General features: G+C 39.0%; 29 protein-coding genes and 1 pseudogene. 14 read left to right on the forward strand and 16 right to left on the reverse strand.

Going from position 1 to position 24,928, the window contains the following annotated elements:
• Window positions 1-52: 52 nt before the first annotated feature.
• The 5 genes and pseudogenes from QXS89_00410 to QXS89_00430 form a co-directional block, all read right to left on the reverse strand.
• Entirely contained in the window at window positions 53-1,072 is a 1,020-nt protein-coding gene (locus QXS89_00410; protein ID MEM3830658.1) for an AIR synthase family protein, read from the reverse strand.
• A 20-nt stretch (window positions 1,073-1,092) separates the two neighbouring features.
• Window positions 1,093-1,497 carry a hypothetical protein gene (locus QXS89_00415; GenBank protein MEM3830659.1) on the reverse strand — a complete coding sequence of 135 codons (405 nt, stop codon included), beginning with the start codon at window positions 1,495-1,497 and terminating at the stop codon, window positions 1,093-1,095.
• A gap of 25 nt (window positions 1,498-1,522) precedes the next feature.
• Complete coding sequence (locus QXS89_00420; GenBank protein ID MEM3830660.1) at window positions 1,523-1,696, reverse strand: preprotein translocase subunit Sec61beta; 174 nt, start codon at window positions 1,694-1,696, stop codon at window positions 1,523-1,525.
• Window positions 1,697-1,737: 41 nt separating this feature from the next.
• Entirely contained in the window at window positions 1,738-2,184 is a 447-nt protein-coding gene (locus tag QXS89_00425) for a metal-dependent hydrolase (protein MEM3830661.1), read from the reverse strand.
• Window positions 2,185-2,840: 656 nt separating this feature from the next.
• A pseudogene (locus tag QXS89_00430) lies at window positions 2,841-3,119 on the reverse strand (MGMT family protein).
• Between the two features lie 245 nt (window positions 3,120-3,364).
• Between QXS89_00430 and QXS89_00435 the strand changes: the two are divergent.
• Both QXS89_00435 and QXS89_00440 read left to right on the forward strand, forming a co-directional pair.
• Window positions 3,365-3,823, forward strand: a complete 459-nt coding sequence (locus QXS89_00435; protein ID MEM3830662.1) for an archaellin/type IV pilin N-terminal domain-containing protein — start codon at window positions 3,365-3,367, stop codon at window positions 3,821-3,823.
• A gap of 55 nt (window positions 3,824-3,878) precedes the next feature.
• Complete coding sequence (locus QXS89_00440) at window positions 3,879-5,393, forward strand: hypothetical protein (GenBank protein MEM3830663.1); 1,515 nt, start codon at window positions 3,879-3,881, stop codon at window positions 5,391-5,393.
• Here the strand turns inward: QXS89_00440 and QXS89_00445 are convergent.
• Genes QXS89_00445 through purB form a run of 5 tightly spaced genes read right to left on the reverse strand, consistent with a single transcriptional unit; the run spans window position 5,390 to window position 10,571 of the window.
• On the reverse strand, window positions 5,390-5,971 hold the full coding sequence (locus tag QXS89_00445; GenBank protein ID MEM3830664.1) for an adenylate kinase family protein: 582 nt from the start codon (window positions 5,969-5,971) through the stop codon (window positions 5,390-5,392). The genes QXS89_00440 and QXS89_00445 overlap by 4 nt on opposite strands.
• Window positions 5,972-5,977: 6 nt before the next feature.
• A complete protein-coding gene (gatB, locus tag QXS89_00450; protein ID MEM3830665.1) occupies window positions 5,978-7,414 on the reverse strand; it encodes an Asp-tRNA(Asn)/Glu-tRNA(Gln) amidotransferase subunit GatB in 1,437 nt (478 codons plus the stop codon).
• A 10-nt stretch (window positions 7,415-7,424) separates the two neighbouring features.
• Window positions 7,425-8,879 (reverse strand): Asp-tRNA(Asn)/Glu-tRNA(Gln) amidotransferase subunit GatA, encoded by a 1,455-nt coding sequence (gene gatA, locus QXS89_00455; protein ID MEM3830666.1) that lies wholly within the window; start codon window positions 8,877-8,879, stop codon window positions 7,425-7,427.
• Window positions 8,880-9,185 carry an Asp-tRNA(Asn)/Glu-tRNA(Gln) amidotransferase subunit GatC gene (gene gatC / locus QXS89_00460; protein MEM3830667.1) on the reverse strand — a complete coding sequence of 102 codons (306 nt, stop codon included), beginning with the start codon at window positions 9,183-9,185 and terminating at the stop codon, window positions 8,880-8,882.
• A gap of 42 nt (window positions 9,186-9,227) precedes the next feature.
• A complete protein-coding gene (gene purB, locus QXS89_00465; GenBank protein MEM3830668.1) occupies window positions 9,228-10,571 on the reverse strand; it encodes an adenylosuccinate lyase in 1,344 nt (447 codons plus the stop codon).
• A gap of 60 nt (window positions 10,572-10,631) precedes the next feature.
• On the opposite strand from purB, the gene QXS89_00470 reads away from it, so the two are divergent.
• Window positions 10,632-11,234, forward strand: a complete 603-nt coding sequence (locus QXS89_00470) for an AAA family ATPase (GenBank protein MEM3830669.1) — start codon at window positions 10,632-10,634, stop codon at window positions 11,232-11,234.
• On the opposite strand, the gene QXS89_00475 is transcribed toward QXS89_00470, so the two are convergent.
• Window positions 11,212-11,865, reverse strand: coding sequence for a hypothetical protein (locus QXS89_00475; protein MEM3830670.1), 654 nt, complete (start codon window positions 11,863-11,865; stop codon window positions 11,212-11,214). The two genes, QXS89_00470 and QXS89_00475, sit on opposite strands and share 23 nt — an antisense overlap.
• 77 nt (window positions 11,866-11,942) lie before the next feature.
• On the opposite strand from QXS89_00475, the gene QXS89_00480 reads away from it, so the two are divergent.
• Both QXS89_00480 and QXS89_00485 read left to right on the forward strand, forming a co-directional pair.
• Entirely contained in the window at window positions 11,943-12,782 is an 840-nt protein-coding gene (locus tag QXS89_00480; GenBank protein ID MEM3830671.1) for a D-aminoacyl-tRNA deacylase, read from the forward strand.
• On the forward strand, window positions 12,779-13,540 hold the full coding sequence (locus QXS89_00485) for a ribonuclease Z (GenBank protein MEM3830672.1): 762 nt from the start codon (window positions 12,779-12,781) through the stop codon (window positions 13,538-13,540). Before QXS89_00480 ends, QXS89_00485 begins: the two co-directional genes overlap by 4 nt.
• A gap of 3 nt (window positions 13,541-13,543) precedes the next feature.
• On the opposite strand, the gene QXS89_00490 is transcribed toward QXS89_00485, so the two are convergent.
• From QXS89_00490 to QXS89_00510, 5 genes are all read right to left on the reverse strand, one after another.
• Window positions 13,544-13,705 carry a hypothetical protein gene (locus QXS89_00490; GenBank protein ID MEM3830673.1) on the reverse strand — a complete coding sequence of 54 codons (162 nt, stop codon included), beginning with the start codon at window positions 13,703-13,705 and terminating at the stop codon, window positions 13,544-13,546.
• A gap of 66 nt (window positions 13,706-13,771) precedes the next feature.
• Window positions 13,772-15,157 carry an NfeD family protein gene (locus QXS89_00495; GenBank protein ID MEM3830674.1) on the reverse strand — a complete coding sequence of 462 codons (1,386 nt, stop codon included), beginning with the start codon at window positions 15,155-15,157 and terminating at the stop codon, window positions 13,772-13,774.
• A complete protein-coding gene (locus QXS89_00500) occupies window positions 15,154-15,978 on the reverse strand; it encodes a slipin family protein (protein ID MEM3830675.1) in 825 nt (274 codons plus the stop codon). Before QXS89_00500 ends, QXS89_00495 begins: the two co-directional genes overlap by 4 nt.
• A gap of 117 nt (window positions 15,979-16,095) precedes the next feature.
• The gene (gene hjc / locus QXS89_00505) at window positions 16,096-16,554 is read right to left on the reverse strand and encodes a Holliday junction resolvase Hjc (protein MEM3830676.1); all 459 of its coding nucleotides are present in this window, start codon (window positions 16,552-16,554) and stop codon (window positions 16,096-16,098) included.
• Window positions 16,551-18,125 carry an ATPase, T2SS/T4P/T4SS family gene (locus QXS89_00510; GenBank protein MEM3830677.1) on the reverse strand — a complete coding sequence of 525 codons (1,575 nt, stop codon included), beginning with the start codon at window positions 18,123-18,125 and terminating at the stop codon, window positions 16,551-16,553. Before QXS89_00510 ends, hjc begins: the two co-directional genes overlap by 4 nt.
• 155 nt (window positions 18,126-18,280) lie before the next feature.
• Here QXS89_00510 and ndhC point away from each other — a divergent pair, with 155 nt between their 5' ends.
• From ndhC to QXS89_00555, 9 genes are read left to right on the forward strand one after another with little or no spacing between them, the layout of a single operon-like run.
• A complete protein-coding gene (gene ndhC / locus QXS89_00515; protein MEM3830678.1) occupies window positions 18,281-18,649 on the forward strand; it encodes an NADH-quinone oxidoreductase subunit A in 369 nt (122 codons plus the stop codon).
• Window positions 18,634-19,197, forward strand: a complete 564-nt coding sequence (nuoB, locus tag QXS89_00520; protein ID MEM3830679.1) for an NADH-quinone oxidoreductase subunit NuoB — start codon at window positions 18,634-18,636, stop codon at window positions 19,195-19,197. Before ndhC ends, nuoB begins: the two co-directional genes overlap by 16 nt.
• An 11-nt stretch (window positions 19,198-19,208) precedes the next feature.
• Entirely contained in the window at window positions 19,209-19,742 is a 534-nt protein-coding gene (locus QXS89_00525) for an NADH-quinone oxidoreductase subunit C (GenBank protein ID MEM3830680.1), read from the forward strand.
• Window positions 19,733-20,980: an NADH-quinone oxidoreductase subunit D gene (locus QXS89_00530; GenBank protein MEM3830681.1), complete on the forward strand. Its 1,248-nt coding sequence runs from the start codon at window positions 19,733-19,735 to the stop codon at window positions 20,978-20,980. Before QXS89_00525 ends, QXS89_00530 begins: the two co-directional genes overlap by 10 nt.
• Window positions 20,977-22,014, forward strand: coding sequence for an NADH-quinone oxidoreductase subunit NuoH (gene nuoH / locus QXS89_00535; GenBank protein MEM3830682.1), 1,038 nt, complete (start codon window positions 20,977-20,979; stop codon window positions 22,012-22,014). Before QXS89_00530 ends, nuoH begins: the two co-directional genes overlap by 4 nt.
• Window position 22,015: 1 nt before the next feature.
• Window positions 22,016-22,588 (forward strand): NADH-quinone oxidoreductase subunit I, encoded by a 573-nt coding sequence (locus QXS89_00540; protein MEM3830683.1) that lies wholly within the window; start codon window positions 22,016-22,018, stop codon window positions 22,586-22,588.
• Window positions 22,589-22,597: 9 nt separating this feature from the next.
• The gene (locus tag QXS89_00545; protein ID MEM3830684.1) at window positions 22,598-23,083 is read left to right on the forward strand and encodes an NADH-quinone oxidoreductase subunit J; all 486 of its coding nucleotides are present in this window, start codon (window positions 22,598-22,600) and stop codon (window positions 23,081-23,083) included.
• Window positions 23,084-23,407, forward strand: coding sequence for an NADH-quinone oxidoreductase subunit K (locus QXS89_00550; protein MEM3830685.1), 324 nt, complete (start codon window positions 23,084-23,086; stop codon window positions 23,405-23,407).
• A gap of 2 nt (window positions 23,408-23,409) precedes the next feature.
• A complete protein-coding gene (locus QXS89_00555; protein ID MEM3830686.1) occupies window positions 23,410-24,924 on the forward strand; it encodes a complex I subunit 5 family protein in 1,515 nt (504 codons plus the stop codon).
• Window positions 24,925-24,928 lie beyond the last annotated feature (4 nt).

Raw genomic sequence — 24,928 nt, forward strand, 5'->3', positions numbered from 1 at the left:
GCATCCTATAAAGAGGTTAATAAGTTCTAGTATGAGATTAGAGCTTATTTTCTTATCCAAGCATGCTGTTGAAAAGCTTTATAACGGGATCCTCTACATAGGGGTTTTTAATATATATTCTTCTACTCTCTGATATCAGGCTGAGAAGATATTCTTTCTTTTCAACAACCTCTCCTATGATCTCAGCATCTATACCTTTTTCTCTGAGAGCTGAGAGAGCTTCATCAACTCTATCTCTAGGTACACATGCGAGAAGAGATCCTGAGCTAAGCATCTTAAGAGGGTCTATACCCATAGCTTCGGAGAGCTCTCTTGTCTCTTGAGATATAGGTATTCTCTCTATGTAAACCTCTATTGATTTACCTGATGCATAGGCTATCTCTGCAAGTCCTGCAATGATCCCGCCCTCCGTAGGATCATGCATAGAGGAGGGAATACCTTTTGAAGCCAGTGTTAATGCTTCCTCTAATACTGATATTTTATTATAATACTCCGATGCTCTTCTAATAACACTCTCACTAACACCCTTCTCTAAGAGTATCTTCCTAAAGTCTCTTGCTAGGATTGCCGTACCCTCTATACCTGCTGTCTTAGTCATTATAACAAGATCTCCTGTCTTAGCACCTCTTGTGGTAATCACTTTATCGCTAGACCCTATGCCGAAAATAGTTGAAACTATCACAGGTCTTTTCACAGCATCTGTATACTCTGTATGTCCTCCAACAATGGCTATTGAAAGTCTTTCTGCGGCTTCGTGGATCTGTCTTGTGATCCTATCTATCTCGCTTTCTGTGGTCTGGGGTGGTAGGAATATATTTACTGAAGCCCAGGACGGTTTCACCCCTCTCACCGCTATATCATTTGAAGGAATCATGATCCCTAGGAACCCTAGTAGATCTAGAGATCCTGTTATAGGATCAGTATGAACTACTAGAGCAAGACCTCCTCCGATATCTATGATTGCAGCATCTTCTCCTACGCTCCCTCCAACTATGACCTTAGGATCTCGAGCACCTGTTCTTGAGAGTATGAGTCTATTAAGCTCTTCAGGTGTGAGCTTACCTATTCTCATTCTCCGAGAATCCTCTAGATCTAGTTTTCCTTACACATATCTTCAAATTTGATTCTGGAGATCTCTACAGCAATCACGTGATAAGGATTATCTTCGTAATTCTTATTCAGCCAATCAATATTCATATCTATGATCTGTCTAATGATATCACATGGGTTTATCTCTTCTAAAAGCCATTGAGGAATCGATCCAAAATTAATTCTGGAAGCTCTGAAATTTAGAAAGGGAAGATTATCATCGATATTTTTAGAGATCACTAAAGGTCCTGCTCTATCTATATAATAACTAGCATTATAAGTGGATCCTATGAGAACACCGTAATCCTCTCCTGGAGGTATGAACATAGTGATCTCTCTTAGAAAGTCTGTTAAAGTTATCTCACCACGTGAAAATCTTCTGAGGAGAATATCAAGTTTTTGAGACAAATGAGATACACCATGCTGTCTTGCTCTAGGATGGAGTTAGAAATATTCTTGCAACAGCTACCGCTGCTGTGAATGATGCTGTGATCAGAAATACGAGGAGAGGTTTTAATTGGATGAGAGGTTCCACATCTCTATAGAATGATACAAGACCTGCTGCTGTGACAGGTCCTGGACCTTCTTTCTTTCTTCTAACACTCATTGTAATACCCATCTATTAATCTATCAGGAGAGCTTATAACACTAACTAAGTTTCATGTAGATGAAGAGGATTATCATGATGAATCCCAGCATATACCCAATCAAGTTTACAACCAGAGAATCACTAGAGCCTAGAGGAGTTCTAAACATTCTCTTGCTGAATGGATAGAAGAGAGCTACTCCTCTATATGTGATCAGATCACCTAATATATGAGATATATATCCTATGATAAAGCCTGCGAGAACAGGTTTCAGAAGATCTGGAGGTGCTCCAAATAAGGTGAGAATCACATAGATCGTGATCGATATCACTATCAAAGAAGTTATATTATGGAGAAAAACCCTGTGCCTGAACCTAAGATCCATATCAGGAGCTGTAGATCCTACTAATCCTCCTAAGACCACTAAAACTGTTTTTTCCAGAGGAAGAGTAAATCCTGCTAGAACACTCATGCCGATTCCAAACATCAGATGAGCAGATCTCTTCATCAACACACCTTAGAATATATCACTCGAAAATATTAACTACAAAAGATCTAAAAAAGAACATGATTCTAACCCCTTCAATTCCTATCCAGACCACCTAAATCCCACCAAAGATCTGAGGTTAAACGGAATCCCCTGAAACCCTAAGACGGTTGTCATCCCATGAACGGAGATCATCTACATAGAATGATTGCCCCACCCCTCATTTTCACATGGAAGTATGCTGGATTAATAATTTGTATAGAGAAATCATATATGATTTGCATTCGTTGTATTAGTTATTTGTTGTCATAATACTGATCTCAGACGATCGATTATCATCATAAAATATTCTAACCACAAGATCTTAGATCATTTTGATTTGGGTCCCTAGAACAATCTTTTAGATATCTCCATAAGAAACAAGGGGGTGTGGGGGTCGGCGAATAGGTTATCAGTTCAATATCTTGAGAAGGAGAGGATAATTTGGATTAGGTGGAAAAAAGAAGATGTTTATAAAGATATTTCTTGAATCAAGAGGTTGTTAACCCCTTCATTTCCTGTGGAGACCATTTTAAGCCCACATCTTTTTATCTTCTCAAAACATGTTTTCTCTAAGCCCCTATAAGTTCTCTATCAATTTCTATGAGATATTCTCTAGATACAATTCTTTCTCCCGAGATTTTCACACCCTCAAGCTCTAGAAGTTTTTTCTTAAGATCAACACCAAGGCTATAGCCTCCGATCCTCAGATCACTCATTACAACCCTGTGGCATGGTATCACTATAGGATTTTTATTCTTCTTAAGAACAGATGCAACCTTTCTAGGATGAACTCCTACGACTCTTGCTATAGAGCCATAGGTTGTAACCCTGCCTACAGGGATTAACTGAACTAATGTTAGAATCAGAAAATCTCTATCGTGATCTCTAGATCTCTTCATCGTAGATCTAGACATTTAATTCTAGCCTCTGAAAAAAGATATATTAAGACTTATTAATTGCATCTTCAAAATTTGGTGTAGTGTGCCAGATGGAAATCGATATCAGAGCTATAAATAGAATATAAAATATTCGAATAGATTATAAGCTTAGAACTATGAAATCTATCTATAGAAGCTGATGAAGAAAGAAAAATTTTAAACGAGGTAAAAGAAGTTGTTAAATATAAGCTTTGAAGTGTATATAGAAGAGGAGATGAAACATGAGATCTGTTAGGAAAGCAGTTTCACCCTTAATAGCAACTATAATTCTCATAGCAGTCACCCTAACAGTAGCAGTCATAGTGATAGCATGGATCACCGGGATATTCGGAACAACAACAGGCCCCACTGAAAAACTTAAAATCTTCCAGGATGCCAGACTTGTAGTTAACCAAACCGGCAACTATGTGAATTTCTCAGTAACCATTAAGAATGAAGGTACAACTATCGTGACATTTAACAGAGTCTATATTAAAGAGCTACCTTCCTGTAGCACCACTTCTCCCACCGACATAAAACTATCAGGTGGTAAGACTCAACTCCCAAGTGGTGATGATGGAACTTTAACGGTTCAGTTCACCAATTGTCAGGTACAGCCTGGTATAACATATAATGTTGTTATACTCACGAACGCTGGTAATGCGTATACGGTTCCTGTGACTGCCGAGCTTGGCGGGTGATTTAGCCAGTATTTATTTTCTAAATAATTTTTTCTAGATATTTTATAGTGTGTTTTTGATGTGGAGGGTTAGGATCTCTAGATCTATTGTTCTCGGCTATGTTTCTCTTATTATTAGATTCCTTTCTTCTCTTCTCTTCTCTATTATTGTCGTTAGATCTCTTTCTTCATCTGAGTTCTCTGTCTGGGTTTTCGGGTTTTCTATTCTTCCTCTATTCTCTATGGGTTACGATTTCTGGGGCTGGATCTATGCTCGTAGATATGCTCTAGGTATTAGATCAGCTCTTTACGCAGGTGTTATTCTAAATGTAGTTTACGCTGTTCTATCATCCTCTATTCTCCTGCTTCTCTCAGGTTATTTGCTAGGATATTTAGGCTCTCAATACATTTATCTCTCATTATTTGTTTTCAATCTCTCCTTGAGTGCTCTAGCATCTTTCGCCTCCTACACCTCCTCAACCCTCAGACCTGATATATTTCTTTCATCATCTCTTGTTTTTGAATTATCTAGAGTTGCCACAGCTGCTATCTTGATAAGAGCTCTGAAGATGGGGCTTTCAGGAGCTATACTCTCTCCTGCGATAGCATCACTCATATCATCTTTATATATAATAATTCTTCTGAGAAGATCAGGTCTTCTAAAGTTTTATCTAGATCACGTATGGAGAGAGATTATAAATACGCTGAGAATGTCTGTAGCAGGTGTGGCAGGTTCTATAGCGAGTGTTATGTGGAATCTTGACAGGATCTTCTTAACCATAATATCCAAATCCTATGAAGCAGTCTCATACCTAGGAGTAGGATACTCTTTGAGAGGTATTATAATTCAACTAACATCAGTTCCTTCCACAGCTATATACGCTAAACTTCTTGAGGATAGCAAGTATCCTCTCAAGGATCTCACGATGCTCACACTCTCTATATCGATACCATCTCTAGCAATAATGATCCTTCTCTCTAAACCTTTAATATCTCTCTTAAACCCTCTCTACATCAATGCTTTCATGATAACTTCTATAATGATATTCGAAGGATTCATATCATCACTCTCCTCTCTCATGATATCGATAGCTACGGGAATTGATAGAAGAGATCTTCAGGCTGAGAATCTTAGAGGATTTCTCTCATCCTCCATAGCCAGAGTCAGGATCGCAAATTTCATAAGAGCTACAGTATTCTCAATAACATCTCTAGCGTACTCTATAACACTCTCCCTCAGAATCCTCCCGGAAAATCCTCTGCTCTCTATGCTTATAATATCATTACTTCTTCTGATACTCTCAACATCATACATGTTCTTCTCACTATCTGAGATGAGAAAATATGTGAGAATAGGATTAAAATTAGGAGATCTAATCCCTATAATAATCTCATCAACTATGGCGATATTATATCTCTCTCTAGTGAAAGCCTATGACATAGTTATACTCTCTGTATGGAGAGATCTACCTATCCTTCTAATTCATGGACTCATAGCTCTAGGTATCTACATACTAGCTCTCTATATACTATCCGACTGGTTCAGATACTTCATAAGAAGATATGTGTTAACTCTCGTACAAAAATTCTAGCCACAAGATCTCTTTACGATCTCTTCTGGAGTCTCATCCTCTAAGATCCTCAGCCAATCCACGTATAGAATCTCACATTTTTCCTCTCCTGATATTATTCTTAAGATCCTCTCTACAGCTCTATCAAGATCTTCTTCCAAGATCTCACATATTTTAAAAGGATCCTGTTCTTCAACTGCGTTATAAAGACATACACCTAGTATCTCAGCCTCCACATTCTCCAAGATCTTCTCCTTAGACCAGCCTCTCTCACAAAGTCTTCTTGCAATAATCCTAGGATCCGCTCTAAGAACAAATAATCTCCATAAGATCCCTGGCTGTATTATCTCCGCATAATGACTGTCAACAATAATATATCTATTCTTATTCTCTTCACAGATTCTTCTCAGAAAGCTATTTATCTTATCAGGATCTGCAATATAAGAATCTCTCTCATGATCATAGCCTTGGTATAGTTTTTCCTCTAAAATCTTCTGAGATAGATCTATGTATACACCATTTAGAAGTGTAGAGAGTTTTCTTGAGACATAACTCTTCCCAACACCAGGTGTTCCTGAGACTCCTACTATGATGCACAAGATCTATCACTTCTCATAGCCTAACTTCTTTCTCAGAATAGAATTAACCTTTTCAGGATCTGCTCTTCCTTGTGTGAGCTTCATCACCTGGCCTACGAGATAGTTTATAGCCTTAGGATTTCTTCTCGCATCTTCAACAGCCTTAGGATTCTCTCTCATAACTCGATCGATTAGCTCTTCAAGGATCTGATCCTCTGAGACAACAGTTATATTTTTCTCTTCAACAAGTTTTCTAGGATCTATTCCCTCGAACATTACTCTGCCAAGAATCTCCTTCAGAATCTTTATACTTATGATCTTCTTATCGAGAAGATCTAGAAGCTCCGCAATCTGCTCAGGTCCTGCTTTCACGAGATCAAATCTTCCACCGGCTTCATTAACTCTACCTAGAAAATCATTTATAAGAAGATCTGCAACCTTCCCAGGATTCTTATAGATTCTCACAACATCTTCAAAGAATCTTGCAAGCCATTTTCTCGAGACGAGAACCCCAGCTTCATATTCAGAGAGCTTGTACTTCTCTTCAAATCTTCTCTTCATAATCCATGGAAGCTCTGGCATAGAACTTCTTATCTTTTCTATATACTCTTCTGATATCTCTAGAGGAGGTATGTCTGGCTCTGGCATGTATCTGTATTCCTCCTCGAACTCTTTATGTCTTGCAGATACAGTGCTTCCTGTGATATCATCCCAATGTCTTGTCTCTCTTCTTATCTTTTCACCACTTTCTATAATTCTCTTCTGTCTGAGAATCTCGTATCTTATAGCTCTATCAAGATCCTTTAAAGATCCTATGTTCTTTATTTCAACTCTCTCTCCACCTTCTACAGATATGTTCGCGTCAACTCTGAAAGATCCCTCTAGAGAAGGATCTGTTATATCAAGATGATCCGCAAGCTCTAAAAGTTTTTCAACAAATTTAACAGCCTCCTCAGCACTTTCAAGATCTGGTTCTGTGGCTACCTCGATTAGAGGGATTCCAGATCTGTTGTAATCTATTAGAACATAAGAGCTTTTCCAAGGATCTCTCTCCGGATAGACTATCTTCGCAGGATCTTCTTCTATATTAATTCTTCTTATACCAATCTTCTTTCTAACACCTCCAACCTGGATCTCTAGAGATCCTCCGTAAGCTATAGCTGAGATCCTACCATATGTGAATTGAGATATCTGATAGCCCTTAGGAAGATCTGGATAGAAGTAGTGTTTTCTCGAGAAGATAAGATGAGAAGAGATCTTAGATTCGAGAGCTAGCGAGAGCATTAAAGCCTTCTCAATAACATAAGAATTAGGCTTGGGAAGAACCCCTGGAAGTCCTAGACATATTGGACATATGTTTCTATTAGGAGGAGATCTCCTATAATCTGAGGAGCATGAGCAAAAGAGCTTAGTCTTAGAAGATGTGACTTGAAGATGTATTTCAAGACCTATTACAGCTTTCATAGTCAACCCTCTACACAGCCTCCTGAGGTAGTAGATTATAAAGCCCTGTCTTAAGCTCTGAAGCTCTTGCAAGCATTAAAAGATCCAGATCTCTTCCTGGAATAGATGTCAGCTGAATCCCTATAGGAAGTCCTCTCACAAAACCAGCTGGAATACTTATAGCAGGTCCTCCTATGAGATTAGCTATAACAGTCTCCATATCTGCTAGGTAGAGGAGCATAGGATCTTTAGATGTGTCGCCTATTTTAGGCGCTGGGAAAGGTGTTGTAGGAGATACAATAGCTGTTGCATCTCTAAGCATATCTCTTATTTTATCTCTTAGAATCCTTCTAATCTTAAGAGCTTTAATATAATACTGTTCGTAGTATCCCACGCTAAGAACATGAGATCCTAAAATGATTCTCTTCTTAACCTCTTTCCCAAACCCCTCACTCCTAACCTTAGACATGTAATAGCTCCAGTGAGTATTCTCAACATCTTTCATAAGACCGTATAAGATACCTTGATATCTAGCTAGATTAGAGCTTGCCTCAGCAGTAGCGATCACATAATATGCTGGAAGGGCATAAGAAGCTTCTGGAAGAGATCTCTCTATAACATCTAAGCCCTCAGAAGAGAGTTTATTGAGATATGAAGAGATTGTAGTTACAACATCTTTCTCAACCCCCTCCCAAAGCTCTTTGATCATTATAAGAGTTTTTCCCCTCAGAAACCCTGGATCTACTTTCTCAACATAAGAGCTAAAGCTTTTCACACCATGATCTACCGAGGTAGGGTCTAGAGGATCTAATCCTGATATAACATCCATGAGAATAGAAGCGTCAAAAACGTTGCGAGTCATAGGACCAGCTTGATCTAATGAAGATGCGTATGCTATGATCCCGAATCTACTCACAAAACCGTAAGTAGGCTTAAAACCTGTGATCCCAGTATATGAAGCAGGATTTCTTATAGAACCTCCCGTATCTGTCCCCAGAGCAGCATGAGTCATATAGGCTGAGACGGCAACAGCAGAACCTCCCGAACTTCCTCCAGGCACATGCTCTCTATTCCAGGGATTTCTAGAAACTCCAAAATAGCTTGTCTCATTTGTAGATCCCATGGCAAACTCGTCTAAATTTGTTTTTCCAATAATCACCCCACCAGCTTCTTTTATTCTAAGCACTATCGTGGCATCATAGGGTGGTGTATAATTTTCGAGAATTTTAGACGCGCATGTTGTTCTTATACCCTTAGTAGATATATTATCCTTCACAGCTATCAGAACTCCTGATAGAACTCCTCTTCTCTCGATAGATCTCTTCAGATCTTCTAGAACCTCTTTTAGAGGTCTTAGCGTTATGTACGCTCTTAGATCATTCTCATATCTTCTAATGTTCTCATAAACTCTATACACTTCTTCTTCGCATTCTGAAAAACTATTGATACATAGATCTCTTATTTCGCGAAGTGATCTAACTTTCAACTACCTCTCCTCTACAGTTTTCGGAGCTTTTACAAATCTACCTTCAATTCTACTAGATCTAGCCAACCATTCGAAGATCTCTTCGCCCATGTCTACAACAAGATCTTCTCTGACAGGGTTAGATTTCTCCCATACATGAAATAAAGGCTCTACAGGTCCTAGCTCGATCTCGTCGAGTCTTCTAACCAGCTTCATAAGGGTTTTTATCTCGCCTAGAAGCTCTTCAAACTCTTTTTCATTAACATCGATCATTGCAAGTCTAATACTTCTCCTAACCATCTCAGCTAGATCTCTGTCCTCGCTCATAAAGGTATTACTCCCCAAACTATTTCTCTGAACAGACTTTTATTAGCATCTATTAACAGCGTTTAGATAGTATTCTACGGCTCTACCTATGATCTCTTTGTAGGAACCCAGATAACTCTCAGGCTTGAGAAGCTTCTCTATTTCTTCTATGGAAAAATATCTTCTAATAAGATCATCTTCTAAGAGAATATCCTTAAAATCTCTCTCAGAGGAGATAGTCTTCATGCTTATTTCATGAAGTTTTCTGAAAGCTTCTTCTCTTGATACTCCTCTCTCTACTAGCTTGAGCGCTATTCTCTCGCTAAATATCACACCTCTGCTAAGATTGAGATTTCTCTCGATAGATCTCTTATCAATCTTAATCTCTTCTAATAATCTTGTAAAATCTTCTAGCATCTGATCTATTGTTAGAAAGAGATGAGGTATGAGAATCCTTTCAGAACTCATATTAGTGAGATCTCTTTCATGCATTATAACTATGTTCTCCAGAAAAGCTGTAGAAAGAGATCTGGCAACTCTAGCTAGACCTGAGATTCTCTCAGATCTCATGGGATTTCTCTTATGAGGCATGCTACTACTATCATACCCTTTAGAGAGCTCGTAAACCTCGTTAATCTCGCTTCTACTTAGCTCTCTTATCTCTAAAGCAAACCTATCTATCTGAGATGCTAAAATAGCCATAATGAATGCTATCTCTGCGAAACCGTCTCTAGAATAGATTTGTGTTGATATCTCGTGAGTTGGAAGACCTATATATTTTGAGAAAAGTTTCTCAATCTCAAGACCTTTATCCTCCCATGCTCCCATAACTCCTACGGCTCCAGAGATCTTACATTTCAAAACTCTTTTCTCGCTATCACAGATCCTTTCATAAGATCTAGAGATCTCATAGAGATAGTTTGCAAATTTAAAACCTAATGTTATAGGCTCGGCATGCTGTCCATGAGTTCTTCCTATAACAATTAGATCTCTATAATAATTGGAGAGATCTGCTAGTCTCTCCAGGATTCTTCTAAGCTTGCTCTTGATCACTTCTAGAGATTCTCTCAGAATTAAAATCCAAGCACTATCGATAATATCACCGCTACTAGCTCCGTAATGAATGAACCTGCCACAATTACCGCACTCTCTTTCTATGGCACTTATCATAGCGTTTATTTCATGACCGTATAATTTCTCGTAGGCATTGATCTTCTCAGGATTTACATTCCTAGAACACTCTAGAAGTTCTCTATAACATTCAGATGGTATTACTGAGAGCTCTGAGAGAGCTCTTGCTAGTGTCATTTCCACCTCTATATATTTTCTAAGAATATTCTCTCGAGAGAAGATCCTTCTCATCTCATTAGATCCATATCTCCATTCAAATACGCATACTTCACTCATATAGATCTCCTATATTCTAAAATTTCATATTCTACTTATACAAAAATATGTTTGAGAGTATTGAGAGAGATAGTCTGTGATCTGAGGAGTGTAAGAGCTATACTGATCGCAGGAATGCCAGGATCTGGAAAAAGCCTTGTATCAGATGTAGCAAGAGAATGTGGTTTACCAGTATATGTTATGGGTGATGTTGTCAGAGAAGAGATCCTGCGAAGAGGTCTAGAGCCTTCCCCTGATAATTTTAGAAAGATTGCTTCAGATCTAAGACTTGAGAAAGGATCTGATATAATAGCTAGGCTTACTCTTTCAAGAATATGTGAAGCAGGTATTAAAAAAGATATTATTATTATAGATGGAATAAGATCTCTTGACGAGCTGAGATTCTTTAAAAACCACTTCAAAACATGTATTATACTTGCTGTTCATGCAAGTCCTAGAACCCGTTTTATGAGGCTTTATAAAAGAGGGAGAGAAGATGATCCCAGGACTTGGAGTGATTTTGAAGCTAGAGATCTTCAGGAGCTTTCCATAGGTATAGGATCAGTGATTGCTCAGGCTGATATAATGCTTGTCAATGAAGGAGAGGATCTAGAGAGTTTCAGGAGGTCAGTTAGAGAGGTTATAGAGAGAATTACAGGGGTTAAGTGTTCTCAGAATTCTTAGTATTCTTAAGAGCTTCTATAAGATCTCTTCTAGTTCTGATATCACTATATAAAGTCTCTAGATCCTCGATATTTCTTCTTAGAACGTCGATCTTATGTCTAAAGCCTGGAGCTATGGCATCTGGAAGATCTATTGGACTTAAGAGATTGTATATTTCTCTCATTAGATCTATGATTTTTCTCGAGCTCTCCAAATCCCATTCTCCGATTAGATTTATAGCTATTCTTCTCAGCTCTCCTGTCATATCTAGAACTCCTAAAACTACTGCTTCGGGAGGTATCTGGGAAGGACATTCTATATTCAGATCTAGTGAAGCTCTAGCCAGATATACTGCTTCACAGTATTCTACAAGACTTTGAAGTCCTAGTCCTCCTCTCACGAGATCTTGCTCTTTATTATATATCTCTAGCAATCTTGATACAAGATGATTGCATGTTTCTAGCTCTCTGATCCCTCTCTCGATATCTTTTGATACTATGTAAGAAATAACTCTTCCAGAACATCTTATGATCTCTCTTGAAAGTCGTATAATTTCTTCCCTAGTAAAATCTCTACTTTGAAGACTTTCTAACGCTCTACCTAGGGTGTTTCTCAGATCCTCTCTAAATCTATTTGTAATGCTAGGTTTCATGATATTATCAGCATCTTCTTTATATGATTGCATCTATATAAAATTCTAATTCTTATATTCTTCCTGAGTATAATAAGATGATGATCGGTTTCGCCTATAGTGTTCAAGACCCTGCTGGGAGAGGTATTGCAGAAAGTCTATCTAGAAGGCTTAGGATCTCATGTAGCAGTGTAGAGGATTTGAAAGCTTCTATAGTATGTGATTCTAGGATCAGGGTCATAGGTTTCATAGATGATGTCACAAGCTTTGAATATCTAGATCAATATTTTCCAGAGACTGATCTCATAGCCATTCTCTCAAGACATAGATCGGAATCAGAGATACCCAGCCTTACAGTACACTACACGGGGAATCCCAGGAGAAGCAATCTCTATGGAGGAAATCCTATGGAGCTATCATATACAAGACCTTCTATATCAAATGCTTTTCTAAGAAACATTAAAGATGTTGCTATGGAGAGAGGTTTGGATAGAGATTATGAGATAAGCTTTGAAGCCACTCATCATGGTCCTACCACTAATAGAAAACCTCTAGTCTTTCTAGAGATAGGTTCTACAGAGGATCAGTGGAAGGATCCTGTGCTTCATGATGCGTGGGTTGAAGCGATAGCCAGAACTTTATCAGGCTTGAGGGTAAATTGTAACGGTGTAGCAATAGGTGTGGGAGGTACTCATTATTCTGAAAGATTTACGAGATTAAGCATTGAAGAGGGGGTGTGCATGAGTCATATAATTCCTAGGTATGCTTTAAAAGAGCTTTCCGAAGAAGATCTTATTTTAATAGTGGATCAGGCTATTAGAAAGACCTTGGAGAAGGTGGAGCTTCTTGTAGTAGAGAGGAAATCTCTCAGCTCTTCACATATTAGATCTTTAGAGGAGAAGTTTTCTAGAGAGGGTATAGAGGTTAGAAGAATATGATTAAAATATATTTTCTAGGTACCGGAGCTGGCTCTCCAACTCTCATGAGATGGGCTCCTTCAATTGCTATCTCAAACGAGGGTGAGATAGGTCTTCTAGACTGCGGAGAAGGCTGTCAGCTAAGGCTTCAAGATGCTGGCATATCTATTCAAAGGATAAGATTTATAGCCTTAACACATACCCATGGAGATCACATCTCAGGACTTCTTCCACTGCTTCAATCTATGACTCTTCATGATAGAAAAAACACTCTAGATATCATAGCTCCTCTTATGATAAAAGATCTTGTTGATTCTTTTCTAAGAATATCAGGTCACAAGCCCTCTTTCAACATAGAGTTCAGAGATCCTCTTTCTACTAATACTTATAATAGAGTCAGTGTTAAAGGTTTTAGATCTTGCCACACAATAGAGAGCTATGGATATCTAGTAGAAGCTAGATCTAGAAGAGGTTTTGTTAGAATATGCTACACCGGAGATACAGAGTTTTGTAGAGAAGTGATCGAAAGGTGTAGAGGAGTTGATATTATGATTCATGATTCAACATTCTCCTCAGAACACTCTCAAGAAGCATTGATCTCAAGACATAGCACCGCCGAGGATGCTGCTAGAGCTGCTGCGGAATCTGGTGCAGAAAGACTCTACCTATTTCACATAAGCTCTAGATACAGCGATCTAGAGGAGATCCTTAGAGAAGCGAGAAAAATTTTTAAAAACACCTACATTGCTAATGATCTGGATACTATTGTTATATTGTAAAAATTACTCCTCTTCTTCTTCCTCCTCCTCTTCCTCCCACTCTTCTTCTTCCTCTTCTCCCCACTCCTCTTCTTCTTCCTCCTCCCACTCCAGTTCTTCTTCTTCCCATTCTTCCTCTTCTTCTTCCTCCTCTTCTTCCTCGAATCTCAAAGGCTTTGGCACCATGAACCCACCACAGAATAACGCATTATGAGAGCTTATAAATAAAATTTTGAAGAGACTTCCACAGATCTATGCTCTTCTCACTATTAATAGAAAATCTTTCTTCGCGACTACCACAATTCTATCTCCAGGTTTTATATAATCCTTTTCTGAGATCGCTCTCCAAAGCTCTCCTTCAACTAGAACGAAGCCTTCTTTCTCAGGTGTTATCTCATCTCTCGCGACACCCTCCTTACCAGTAATCTCAAATATTCTATGCCTGATTCTCATGGATCTGACGAGTTGTAGTGCTATGAAAGCTCCTATAGATCCTGCTCCTACACCTATTCCCAGGGATGCATAGTATAGTGAAGTTAAAACTCCTTCGGTTCCTGACACGAGTATTTCTCTTCCTACTACTGGGAGGAACATTCCTCCTAATCCTAGTAAGATTAAACCTGAAACTATGAGAATACCTCCATCGCTCCCTCCTAAGATTATTCCTCCTCCTAGAAATGCTATTCCAAGGACTATCATTATAACTGATATTAAACTGATATTGAATCCAGAGCCTAGAAGACCTAGAAAGAGGAATATAAGTGCTATAGGTATTCCTATTAAATGTCCTGATGCTATCGAGAATATTATCGAAAATACTGCTATAGTAATCATTATACCACTGATCGTGGGATCTGAGAAGAGACTTAGAACACTACATGTGATACACTCAGGAGCATTTTCCAATCTCTCTATATTGAGCACGTATGTTACATCTCCTATCTTTACCTCTCTCCCTCTAATCTTGTTCACGAGATCTTCTAGAGATACAGCATTTAGATCTGCTACCTTATATCTTACTGCTTCAACACCGTTCACAACCGTGGCATTTAGTATGAATTCCCTTACCAGGGTCGCGTTTCTCCCTCTTATCTCAGCTATGTCGGTATACTTTTTTATGAGAGGATTTATGATCTTAGGCTCTGTAATAGGTGTGATCTCGCCTGTAGGACCTATGGTCACAGGTTGTGCATCACCTATATTAGCATGTGGATTCACAGCAAGTATGTGTGTGGGTATGAGTATTAGAGTAGCTCCGCTATAACTATCTCCTGATGCAAATCCTATTACCGGTACTTTAGAGTTCATTATCATATCTGTTATATCCATTGTATCTCCTAGAAAGCCTCCTGGAGAGTTTGTATCCATAATCAGCGCAGCTCCTTCTGATTCAGCTTTATCTAATGCTATTCTAAGATAGTTTTTAACTCCCTGATCAATGGTTCCTCTCACATAGGCTACATAGGCTTTTGTAATAACAGAAGTCTGGTTCTGGAGATCTATAAAACCTCTGTTATATGTGATCTGGGAAGCATCAGAATTATTTGATAATAACAATAGTAGGAAGAGTATTAAAACAAAGACCAGAGATCCTCTGAAAAATCTCTTGGAGAAGCTAGAATATTTTAGTCTCATCATTTCTGCTGTACCTTCGATCCTTCTCCTTCTCTAGAACCTTTGGATATCGGTGTTTGACTCAAGATACTTGCCAGTGCTGTTGCTAATGCTGTGCTATCGCTTCTACTGGTATCTGTGATAACTATTAAAGCTCTCTCTTTAGCTATCTCAACAAATGTTTGAAGCTCTCTCAATCTAACTCCGATTGGATAGTCTTGGTAGAGTTGTGCTGCTTCTCTCATTATAGATGCAGCCTGTCTCTCTCCCTCGGCTTCTATTACTCTAGCTCTTCTAATTCTCTCGGCTTGAGCCTGAAGAGACATTGCCTTTATAAGCTCTTCTGGAAGGACGACATCTCTTATAGTTACTGCAACAACCTTAACACCCCAAGCTTCCGTCATTTCATCGAGTATCATTTGAATTCTCTTGCTAACCTCTTCTCTATGAGAAAGCAGCTGATCAAGTTCTACGGTACCTATTACATCTCTTAATGTTGTCATGGCTAGTTGTGTCACTGCATAGTTGTAGTTTGAGACTTTTACAATAGCCTTCACAGGATCATCAACTCTATAGTAGACTACTGCATCTACCGAGACACTTACATTATCTCTAGTTATAACAGCCTGCCTAGGCACATCAACAGTGTTAACTCTCAGATCCACTTTAAAGAACTGGTCTACTATGGGTATTATGAAAAACAATCCAGGGCCTGCAACACCTTTTAATCTTCCTAATCTAAATATAACTGCTCTCTCATATTCTCTCACGATCTTTATAGCCGCAGCTAGGAATGGGATGAGTATTATCAGCAGAGCTATTATAAGATATAGAAACCCATCCATAGTACCACCCTCATTTTATTAACTGTTATTAAGCTAATAACATAGTATTGATCTGTGTTCTTTATTATTTCAATCTTCTTGAAGAGTTAAAATCCAACCTTTAGAATAGATAGGAGATCAACTCTTAAGATACTCTGTAAGAGCTTTGTCTCCAGATGCCTCTCTATATAGATCTTCTATTTTCAGTCCTTCTGAGAAGATCTTTCTATCAATCTTGTATCTGCCACTCTCTATCTCCTCGAGCATTTCCAGAGGTATAAAAATCCAATCAGTTTTATTAATGATCTTCACCGCAATAAAAGCTCTTCCCCCAGATCTTCTCGTGAATTCTTTTAACTTCTCAACCTGATATCTCTCTAGGTATATATTTTCCTCCTTTTCTCTGGTTTTTATCTCGAAGACATATATCTTTCCATTCTTTATCGCAATGAGATCAGGATACACAAGTCTTTTAACCTTCGCACCACTGGCAGGTCCTCTCACAACTGCAAAACCAAGCTTCCAGAATTTTCTTGCAAGATCTCTTTCTCTCTCGAAAGCTTTTTTAGTTTGAGATCCTTTAGTTTTCTCACTCATACACTCTTTTCACTCACTCTAACTCTGAGCACCACGTTATACTTCTTCTCTAGTTTTTTCTTTAGTTTCACAAAATTCTTCCCAAGACTAGCGATTCTGGTTCTAGGTATACTGATCCAAAGAATCTCTCCTTCTCTCTCTATCTCGGCCTCTGGCATGTGTCTCTTTATTTCTTCGTACATCTTCCTATCTCTACTACTTCCGCTCTCCTCTCTGATTCTTCTCACAGGAACTATAACAGTCTGCTCTCCAAATGTGTATATCTCATACTCTAGCTCTCCACTTTCAACGTCTCTGACCTCTACAACTGGTCTTGCAAGTTCTATTTCTTTTAATCCTGTTGGAAGCTTAACTGTAAGCTCTAATTCATAGATCTTCTCAACCCTACCTTTATTTATGAATATAACTGTGTCAACTATACTAGGTATCATCCCGAGATCTACTCTCCTGAGAAATCTCTGTATAGCATCTATAGGACTTGTAGCATGAAGAACGCCAACCATTCCAATTCCCGCAAGTCTTAGATCTACATAGAGTTCGAAATCTCTATCATCTCTCATCTCATCAAAAACTGTGTAGTCAGGTCTGCTCAGCAAAAGTATGTCATGAAGTTCTTCGGAAGAACCTTTGCTCTTAGAATACTGAGAAACCTCGTCTGGTAGATGCATATCTCTAGGACTTTCTATGGTCTTCACGATCTTACCTTTCTCAATATAGAACCTGGCAAGAGCTTGTGCAAAGGTGGTTTTACCCATTCCCGGAGCTCCTGCAATGAGTATTCCCTCAGCCTTCTCAAGAAATCTCTTTATAAGCTTCTCGTTTAGATTATAACTTTCTAGAGTAGGCATTGCAACAGGTCTTGTGATTGTTACCTCTAATGTATCACTCAAAGGAGGTCTTACGATAACTATTCTATAGAGTCCTACTTGTATGATTGATGAGTAAGGTCTCTCGCTCTCTAGAAAACCTCTTCCTCTTACCTTAACCTCCTCAAGTATCTCGCTAACTATTCTCTCAACTTCTTCAGAAGTCAGAGGTTTGCTGTCGAGGTATTCAAAGAACCACCTGGCCGGGCTACCTTTCTTAGCTCTAGGAGGTGCTCCTGCTTTTAAATGTACTGACATGGTGGTATCATCGAAGTATTTCTCGAATAGAAGCTTCTCTTTACCTCTGCTGATTCTAACAACCTCCAAACCAAGGGTTTCGGCTATTTTCTCTTGAAGAGGATCTGCTGTTATGAGGATTCCTCCTATCTCATAGGCATAATCTCTAGCAAGCTGCTCTAAACTTCTACCAGCTCTGATCCTCTCGAGATCGCTTATGATTCTAACTTCAATTCCCTCAGACTCTAGATGATCTCTTAATCTAATGAACTCATCGAGAGCTCTTGAAGCTTGCGAATCCCCTTCTTTTATTCTCTCCTCAAGTTTTTCTATTAGAGATCTTAGTATGTGAACCTCTTTGTTCTCTGTATTTTCAAGTCTTTTTCTAATGATCTCCACTATGCTCTCATCTATCTCTAGCAGAGCTGAATAGTCTATCACATATATTTGTTTAAATGCTTCTCTCAATCTCTAGCACTACTCCTTATTAGAGATATTTTTAGAAGGGTATAAGCTGTTTATCGTATAGAACACTATAGATATTAAGAGTATGTATTTTATCTGAGGTAGGCTTATATATCCTCAAAATAATATTATATCGGAAACACTCGCCGGTGTTATAGTTGATCGATTTGTACTCTCTGATAGTGATTGCACTCCTCATAATTCTATCTTTACTTATCCCTCTACTAGCTTATATAGTTACGGCGGTTATCTCTCCTAGGATCAGCTTTCCAACTAAAAGAGAGAGATTTGAGAGCGGTAATCCTCCGATCGGGAGAGCGAGAGGTTATTTTCTGATGCAGTATTATCCATATCTTCTAATGTTTACTTCTTTAGAACCTCTTCTGATAATGCTTCTCTTTCTAATTCTCATTCCTTATACTAGCACACTTGTTTATATTTTAATCTCCTTGATTGTTATAATAATTCCATCTTTTGTGTACGCGTATAAACATGCGGAGGAGATAGATCTATGGAGAGAGGATTAGAGAGAGGTAGTGTAGTGTTTGTAGGTCAGATCGACGTGTTTGTTAAAAAGGTTATATCATCTCTCATAGAAAGAAGACCTGTAAAAGATATCATTGAATGGGGCGTCATGTATTCTTTATGGCCCGTTCACCTCATGACAAGCTGTTGTGGTGTTGAACTTGCTGCAGGATATGCTCCCAGATATGATATAGAGAGATATGGATCGCTTCCTTTCGTCTCTCCTAGGCAGACTAATCTCATAATCATAGAAGGAACTCTGACCAGGAAGATGGCGCGCGTCGCCAGAATCACCTGGGAACAGATGGCTGACCCCAAGTTCGTGATTGCTATGGGTGCTTGCGCTATTGATGGAGGTCTCTTCTGGAATAGCTTTAACATTGTAAGAGCTAATGAAGTCCTGCCCGTAGATGTCTACATACCGGGATGTCCTCCAAGACCTGAGGCTCTTGCGAGGGCTATTCTAATGCTTCAAGATAAGATCAGGAGTCAGGGTGTTAAGAGAGAGGATATAGAGCTTCTGGAAAGATATGTGGGTAAGAGGTCTTAGGATTGGCTCAGGTGCAGCCCACTCAATCTTCTTCTGTCATATCTAAGGATTCTGATCTTGAGATGCTGCTACATATTTTAGAGAACAAACTACAGAATATCATCATAAGACTTTATCCTGATAAGAGTGGAAGAGCTATTTATATAGAAGTCTCACCAGATAAAATCAAGGATCTCGCTTTAAAACTGTTAGAGCTGGGATTCGAACATGTTAAATCGGTGACAGGAGTTGATTATCCCAGTGAGAATTCTATAGAAGTCTTAATCCATGTAGGTTCTTATCTGAGGACTTTGAGGAAGTATATCGTGATTATCAAGACCAGACTTGATAGAAATAATCCTAGGATTTCTACGCTTACCGATGTATGGCCTAGTTCTGAGTTTCATGAGAGAGAAGCTTGGGAGATGTTTGGTATTTATTTTGAGGGTCATCCAGATCTTAGAAGATTGCTTCTTCCAGAGGATTTTGAAGGGGTATGGCCTCTTAGAAAAGATTTTCACATTAGAACTAGAAAACCTGGAGAGGTGGAGCCTCCGTGGAAGTAGAGAAAGTGTCTGAAGAAACTCTCAAAGAGATCTCCAGAGAAATGTTTGTGGTTAGAGATACTGGTGTAAAAGAAGAGGGAGAAAGGCTTCTAGAGCTTCAGATAGGTCCTGCTCATCCTGGCTCGGGGCATATGAGGATTTTAGCTTGGGTTGACGGGGATATCGTTGTAAGATGCGATCCTGATATTGGTTTCGTTCATAGAACTATTGAGAAGCTTAGTGAGAATAGGGCTTATATAAAGACTATACCTCTTGTAGAGAGACCTAGTCTTCTTGATACAACTCCTATGACTATAGGTTATGTTAATGCTGTTGAGAAGCTTATGGGCTTGGAAGTTCCTCCTAGAGCTAGGTATCTGAGAACCATATTGGCTGAGATTACTAGGATAGCAAGTCATTTCTACGGTATAGGAATTCTATCTATATTTTTAGGTCATTCCACAGGGTATATGTGGGCTTTTGGAGATAGAGAGATAATGATAGAACTTGCTACAATGCTTACAGGAGCTAGAATAACATACGCCTATGTGATTCCTGGAGGGGTGAGGAGGGATATGCCTCAGAACTTTCCAGACCAGCTTGAGAAAGGGTTAAGATATATTGAGAGGAGGTTGAAAGAATGGGAGAAGATATTTCTAATGAATCCTGTTGTTGAAAGAAGACTTAGAGATATAGGTATTTTAAAACCTGAGATTGCGAGGATCTACGGTGTTACAGGGCCTAATCTAAGAGCCTCAGGTGTTGACTTCGACGTTAGAATGGCAGAACCTTATGAGGCTTATGATGAAATTGATTTCATGATACCTGTAGCAGAAGAGGGTGACGCCTACGCCAGGGGTCTGGTGAGGTTTAAAGAGATTGAGCAGAGCATAAGTATTATAAGACAGGCTCTGAAGAAGATCCCTGATGGAGAAATAATATCACCTCAAATCTCAAGACTTTTCAACCCGCTTATGAAGAAGATCTATAGCGAGAGTAGAAGAGTGAAACTTCCAAGTCTCATGGCCACTCTCAAGCCTCCTAAGGGAGAGGCTGTTGCAAGAGTTGAGGCTGGCCGGGGTGAGGCTCTGTTCCATATTGTAAGTGATGGCTCTCCTAATCCTTATAGGTTTAGGTTTGTGACTCCATCATTTAGAAATGTAATATTATTTAAGTATCTGATCCCTGGACATAGAATAGCTGATATACCAGCTATATATGGTTCTCTGGATTACTTCCCTCCGGAGGCTGACAGATGATGGTGGTTTTAGGACCTATAAGTATACCTGGTAGATTCATATATGATTTCTTCCATGTATTCATTCTACCAGGCTTTCTCGTGTTACTGATCGCCGTAATACTCCTTATATGGGCTGAAAGAAAGATCGCAGGATTAGTACAGCTCAGGTATGGTCCTTTGTATGTATCTAGAAGAATTGGAGGAGCTCTTCAACTTGTTGCAGATCTCATTCGCTATTCTTTCCAAGAATTTATAATTCCTGAAAGAGCTGATAGGATTCCATTTCTAACAGCCCCAGCACTAGCACTTCTATTCGCAATAGTGCCTATAGCATTCATACCCATAGCTCCCGGAATAGCTCCTCCAATAAATACCAGCTCTAATCTACTCATAGTTCTAGCAGTTTTAGCTGTAGCTCCCATATATGTGGTTCTAGCAGGTATTGCTTCTGATAATAAATTCTCATTTATAGGATCTCTCAGAGAAGTTTTTCTAATAATATCTTACGAGATACCATTCTTCATATCCATTCTTTCAATAGCCATGATCTTCAGAACACTAGATCTATCAGAGCTAGTTTATCTTCAGAGTTCCTTACTATGGGGCGCCTTGTTAAATCCTGTCGCTGCTATAGCTGCCTACATAGCTATTCTGAGAATCACATCTAGATTCCCCTTCGAGATTAGCGAGGCTGAATCCGAGATTGTAATGGGTCCTTACACCGAGTATAGCGGGCTTATGTATGGAGTCTCAATGGGGATAAGCTATATAAAGCTATATATATACTCTCTCCTCTACACAATCGTTTTTCTAGGAGGATGGCTTCCATTCCAAGGCGGCATGGGATTTGTAGGAGATTATATCATTGGAAGTCTTGTTATAATAGCTAAGGCTTCGATTCTTATGCTTATATCGGTATTTCTTAGAGCTGTGTATCCTAGGTACAGAGTTGATCAGGCTATAAGATTAGGTTGGTCCACGGTTTTTATACTTTCTATCGTATCTCTCATATGGTCTCTCGTTGTATCATATCTAGTAGGGAGGTGGTTATAGAGTGAGGAATTTCGGAGAAATTCTGAGGAAGCTAGATCCAGATATAATAAAGCTTGTTGAAAGTGGTAGTGATAAGACTAAGGTTCTTAAAGTGTCTCTTCCAAAACCCGGTGGGGTTGTAAAGAGAAACATTGATGCTCTATCTACAGGTTTCAGATATATTATAAAACCTTCTAGAATGACTATAGACTACCCATATAAGGATAATGAATATCCAGAAGGTTATAGAGGTATGTTCAGAGTTGATGCGGATAAGTGTATAGGATGCTCTCTATGCGATATAGTATGTCCTTCTGATGCTATAAGACTTCAGCTAAGAGATAAGAAGAAAGTCCCTACGATAAATTGGGGTAGATGTATATTCTGTTATTACTGTGTGGATATATGTCCTGTCGAGGCTTTTGAAACTTTCAAGCTACATGATGTCGCGTTCTATAGATTTGAAGATATGCTTACAACTCTAGAGGAGTTCACTAAGAAACCTGAGGAGTATGTTCCTCCTAGAAGGATTTCTCCTAAGAAGTTTAGAGTTTCTCTAGATGAGAGAAAAGGATTAAGATACGAACCTTTGTAGGGGTTGAAAGTGTTGTTAGCAGATCTGCTTTCAATAATTCTCGGAATACTCGCTATAGGTAGCGGACTTATGGTGTTATTATCGAGAAACCTGGTTTACTCAGCTGTATATCTCTCCATACTAGGGCTTCTAGTAGCTTCTTTAATAGCTTTGCTAGGGCTTCCTACAATTGGCACGATTCATCTTATAGTGTATGTGGGTGCTGGTGTTCTATTCATAGTCATGACTCTTTCTCTCATAAGAGAGGAATTCTCGCGAGAGGAGATTAGGCTGAGACCTATTGCAGTTATCATGGCATTAGTTCTAGGACTCCCTCTAGCCTATCTCTCAACCTTCTTTAGCAACACAACTATCTCACTTGATAGACCTGATTATACCTATATATCGAATTACCTCAGCACATACCCCTATGCGATAGTAGTCATGATAGTGGTCTTCGCGCTTGCCATGGTTGCATCGATATCTATAGTCATGAGAGAGAGGAGGGGGATGTAGTTGAACGTATTCATGTTGGTGGCATCTATACTCTTCATGATAGCTGTATACGGTATTATATCTAGTAGAAATATTGCTAGGATACTTCTCTCTGTGGAGATAATGTTCAACTCGGTGGTTCTCTATATTCTATCACTGCTCATATCTATGCTAAGATCTCCAGATATTATTTCAGAGATTTCAATCCTTATCATATTCGCCATAGGCTTAGCTGTTTCAGAGATCATAGTGACTTTCTCGATACTTCTAGCACTCATAAGATTTAAGGTTGTTAGAAAGATTGATACAAGAGAAATCATCATAAGAGATCTTGAGGGGAGATGATCTTGATCCTGCTATCCACAATTTTAATTCCTCTGATCGCTACCTTCTTCATAGCTCTCAATCCATCTATAAAAGGTGATACTGCTTCAAAGATCTCTTTTGCATCTCTTCTTTATTCTCTAGTGGTCTATATAATATTAGCAATTCTAATGAAAATGCCCTACTACGAGAAGTTGTACACGATACCTATGGTTGGTTCTATAGCTTTCATACTAGACGGGTATAACCTTCCATTTCTAGTAGGGATCTCGCTGGTAACATCTCTAGTCTCTCTATACTCCTATCCGTATATGAGTCATAGATTCCATGAGCTCGAGAGAGGTTCTTGGAGAACTTATTTTGTAAATTACAACCTCTTCTCGGTTTCAATGCTTGGAGTAGCTCTCTCCACTAATTTAATTGAATTCTATATCTTCCTAGAGATCTCTCTCATAACATCATTCTTTCTAATAGCATTATACGGGTATGGAGAGAGAATTAGAATTGGCATTATGTACTTTATATGGACTCATGCGGGAGCTCTTCTATTTCTCATAGCCTCCTTCATCTATGGATTGAATGCTAATACATTTGATTTCATATCACCTAATCCTCCATACTATATGCCAGGTTTCGGTGAGAGAATTCTAGGGGGATTGGCGTTCTACGTCTTTCTATTCTTCCTGGTAGGGCTTCTAATAAAACTTCCTGCATTTGGCTTCCATATATGGCTTCCTTACGCGCATGCGGAAGCTCCTACACCTGTTTCCGCTCTTCTAAGTCCTAATCTGATAGGGCTTGCTGCTCTGGGGATTCTGAGGATTCTCATAGTCTTATTCCCATCTACATATCATGTTTATCAGCTTCTGATAATTTTCTGGGCTTTCATTAGCATAATATACGGAGGTCTCATGGCATTGTTCCAGAGAGATTACAAGAGGCTTCTCGCATATAGTAGCATATCTCAGATGGGTTATATACTCTTAGGTCTTTCAACTTTAAACCCTGCTGGACTCATAGGTGCTGTTCTCCACTATCTAACTCATGCGGTGGGTAAGGCTTCTCTATTCATGACAGCTGGGAATATAATAGTCCAGGGGAAAGGGCTTAGAGATATAGAGAGAATGGGAGGTTTAGCCTCGAGTATGAACTTTACAGCTGGATCTGCTTTGCTGGGATTTCTCTCTATATCAGGTCTACCTCCTACCATTGGCGTTATAAGCAAGTTCTTTATAATAGCAGGGCTTGTAGAATACATGATCTCTATCTCCAGCTATGCACCCTTATTGGTAGCGCTCATACTCATGAGCCTAATAGGTTTCGGTCTTACTCTCGTGTACAGTTTTCATACTATGAGAAGAATATTCTATGGAACAAGTAAAGGTGGAATAGAGATTTCTGAAGCTTCTCCTAGTGCTTCTTACACAACCTTTTCAATAGCTCTCTCATCTATAGTTCTCATGATCATGATATTCATATTCACAAATCCCCTGTATTCAGCTTATCACACTATAAGTTTTCTTACTAGTCTGAGGTGAGTCT

It is taken from the genome of Sulfolobales archaeon (assembly GCA_038881635.1).
GTDB lineage: Archaea > Thermoproteota > Thermoprotei_A > Sulfolobales > AG1 > WYEN01.